Genomic DNA, 2,845 nt, shown 5'->3' on the forward strand with positions numbered 1-2,845 from the left:
CTACCCTCCACCTCTTTTCCCCTGCTACTTTTCCTACAGTAATTTTACTTTAACATTGTTGATCCCACCGGAAGCGGGGTTATTCGGGAGAATCGCTTACAGTCCTGACAGGTCCCGGCAGGTCTGCGGGCCAGGCCGTGACGCCTGTACGGCGGGCCTGCTTCAAGAGCGCTATGAACCTTCTTTCCGCAGTGTTGATCTTGAAGATTACATAATCAATCATTTCGTTATCAACAAGGTGAAACTCCTTACAAGCTTCCTGCCAGTCCCGGCGGGCTTCGTCGATGATTTCCACCAGGCTTGGCATCCGGCGTTTAAAAAACGAACCGGCCCATCTCGTGAAACTCTCGAGTATCCCTGCCAGGAAGGCCAGTATTTTATGCAGGTTCAAGAGGACCACCTCCCATATCCTATGGTTATGAACCCTTTACCCTTTTTTAGAAGGGTTTTTTTGTTGGAGTGGAAAGCTTCCGGTGATCCATTATATTTCAGGGGGCACGTAAGCATAATACGCTTTAAGGATGTTTTCCCATACGGGGGGATAAGAATGAGAGGCCGGTGTGCGGGGTGGAAGAGAGCCGGACTGTGGGTTTTCATCGCCGCCTTGCTGTTTTTGACCGGATGTCCCGGGCGGGGTGAACAGCAAAAGATAACTCCCCAGTTGCGGATTGCCGTCAGCCTGGCCGATATGCAGCGGGACGGCAACCAGATCATCAAGCAGGTGATGGACCGGCGCAGGCGCGAGGAGAAGGTGGACATCACCTGGCTGGACGCAAAGAACGACCCCGTGCAGCAGGAAAAACAGTTGAAGGAACTTGCCGGGCGGCAGATTAAAGCTGTGGTGCTTCAGGCGGTAGACCCGGCGGGAGCTCCTCGTCTCGTACAGCAGCTCGTGCAGAAGAATATCAAGGTCGTGGCACTGGAAACCCTGCCTGCCAACACACCGGTGGATGCCTATGTAGCCTCGGATCATGCCAGGGCGGGGGAACTGCAGGCCCGGTTTGTCAACGAGGTCTTGCAGCGGGCAGCCGGGCGGGGAGCTTCTTCCGGTGGTCAGGGTCAGGAGGGTGGCGAGGGCGGTCAAACCGGCCAGGAGGGTGGTGAAGGTAGCCAGACCGGCGGGCAGGGCCAGGAGGGTGGCGAGGGCGGTCAAACCGGCGGTGCTCAGGCTGGTGGTACTACCGGGAGTGCCGCGCCTGCGGTGCAGATACCTTCCGACCGCCCCCTCAACGTAATGGTCCTGGCCGGCGACCCCCGTGATAATGCCGCCCGGGAAATTGTGGCTGCGGCCCGGAAAGCACTGGAAGGCAGTCCCCTGGTGCGGGTGGTGGAAGAGGCACAGCAGCCGGGAAATCAACGGGCTGCTGCCTCCGTGGCCGTACGGCAGGCCCTGGCCAGGTTCAACAATAAAATTGACGTGATTCTGGCCAGTGACAGCCGGCTGGCCATGGCTGCCGTGGAGGTCCTGAAAGCTGCAGGTTTGAACAACAGGGTGCTGACGGTCGGGGTGGGGGCTGACAGGGAGGCCTCCCGGGCCATCCTGGCCGGGGAGCACGATGCGGAAGTGGATACCAGGCCCGACCTGCTGGGCCAGTACGCCCTGGACGCGGCGGTCAGCCTGGCCAGGACCGGACACTGGCAGTACGACGCCCGGGTGACCAGCGGTGACTACAGCATCCCCGCCCGCATTGTACCCGTGCGTTTGATCCAGTCCACGAACGCTTATCTGCTGCAGGAACGGTGGGGAAAAGAAATCGCCCGGAAGCAGGGGGGCGGCGGGAGTCAGGGCGAAAGCGGGACTGAAGGGAGTGACGGGGGTGGCGGTTCTTCAGACCAGGCGGGCCAGCAGGGCGGCCAGGCTGGTGGTGGGGAACAAAAGCCCCGGACTACCCTGCGCATTACCACCCGTGACGGGAAAACTGTGGAAGTACAGATACACGGCGAGGTGGAGCGGATTGAAAGTGTGGAAACCGGCAGGACCGGCGTGCAGGCGCCGGTGCCCATGCAGGCCGGGGGCGGCGGTGGCCGTGGCCGCACTTCCGGCGCGGGAGGTGCCGGGGGCACGTAAGCACGTTACAAAAAGGCCATTTCTCCGGGAACAGGAGGTGGCCTTTTTGGCACCCGGACGCGAAATTGTAGTATAATAATTTTTTACAGGGTAATCTGGTCACGCTTGCTCAACGGGAGGGGAACCTCTTTGAAAGTCAAGGTCAGCCGCTGCCTTCTGGGCGGAAAACCGGCCTATGATGTACAGGTAGTTGACGAAAGTGCTACGGTACAGGATTACCTGGACGCCTTGAACGATTTTATCCGGGAACATTGCCCCCCCTGCAACGGCTGCACCGGCTGCTGCTGGGAGCGGGTACCCCTTACCTACCCCGATGTGGCGGCCTTCCTGCGGGACGACCGGTTCGGGGGGCAGTTCCGGGGGCTGCCCGCTCCCCTGTCGTCCTTCCTGCAGCAGTACGGTTACGTTTATGTGGAAGGGCCGGTGGTAGATATCAGCCTGGGGTTTAAATCCGATGGCTCCTGCATCTTCCTGGATGCCGGGCGGGGCCGCTGTTCCGAGTATCACCTGCGCCCCCTGGTGTGCCAGACCTACATCTGCCGCGGGGTTACCAGGCGGGCCAGGGAGCTCAGGAGCCTGGTGGTGAACAGCGGCATGGATGAACTGGTCCGGCGCTGGCTGCTGGAGGCCCGGCGCTGCGGGCGGCCGCCGGTGATTCACGAAGGCAGCCGGCCCCGGCCCCGCCTGGAGGATTACCCTCCCGGAGCTTTCAGTGGCAGGGAGCTTTTTGCACAGGTCCGGTTGAAGGAGATCTGTCCGCCCGGGTTGTGGCGGGAA

3 protein-coding genes are annotated in these 2,845 nt (G+C 61.1%); 2 read left to right on the forward strand and 1 reads right to left on the reverse strand.

Annotated features, from left to right (window positions below):
- Window positions 1-79: 79 nt before the first annotated feature.
- On the reverse strand, window positions 80-391 hold the full coding sequence (locus ACPLUI_RS13460) for a DUF2508 family protein (protein ID WP_424660764.1): 312 nt from the start codon (window positions 389-391) through the stop codon (window positions 80-82).
- Window positions 392-547: 156 nt separating this feature from the next.
- Between ACPLUI_RS13460 and ACPLUI_RS13465 the strand changes: the two genes are divergently transcribed.
- Complete coding sequence (locus ACPLUI_RS13465) at window positions 548-2,068, forward strand: substrate-binding domain-containing protein (protein WP_424660765.1); 1,521 nt, start codon at window positions 548-550, stop codon at window positions 2,066-2,068.
- A gap of 129 nt (window positions 2,069-2,197) precedes the next feature.
- Window positions 2,198-2,845: YkgJ family cysteine cluster protein (locus ACPLUI_RS13470; protein ID WP_424660766.1), on the forward strand; the 648-nt coding region annotated here is incomplete at its 3' end.

The organism is Desulfofundulus sp. (assembly GCF_049701015.1).
Taxonomy (GTDB): domain Bacteria; phylum Bacillota; class Desulfotomaculia; order Desulfotomaculales; family Desulfovirgulaceae; genus Desulfofundulus.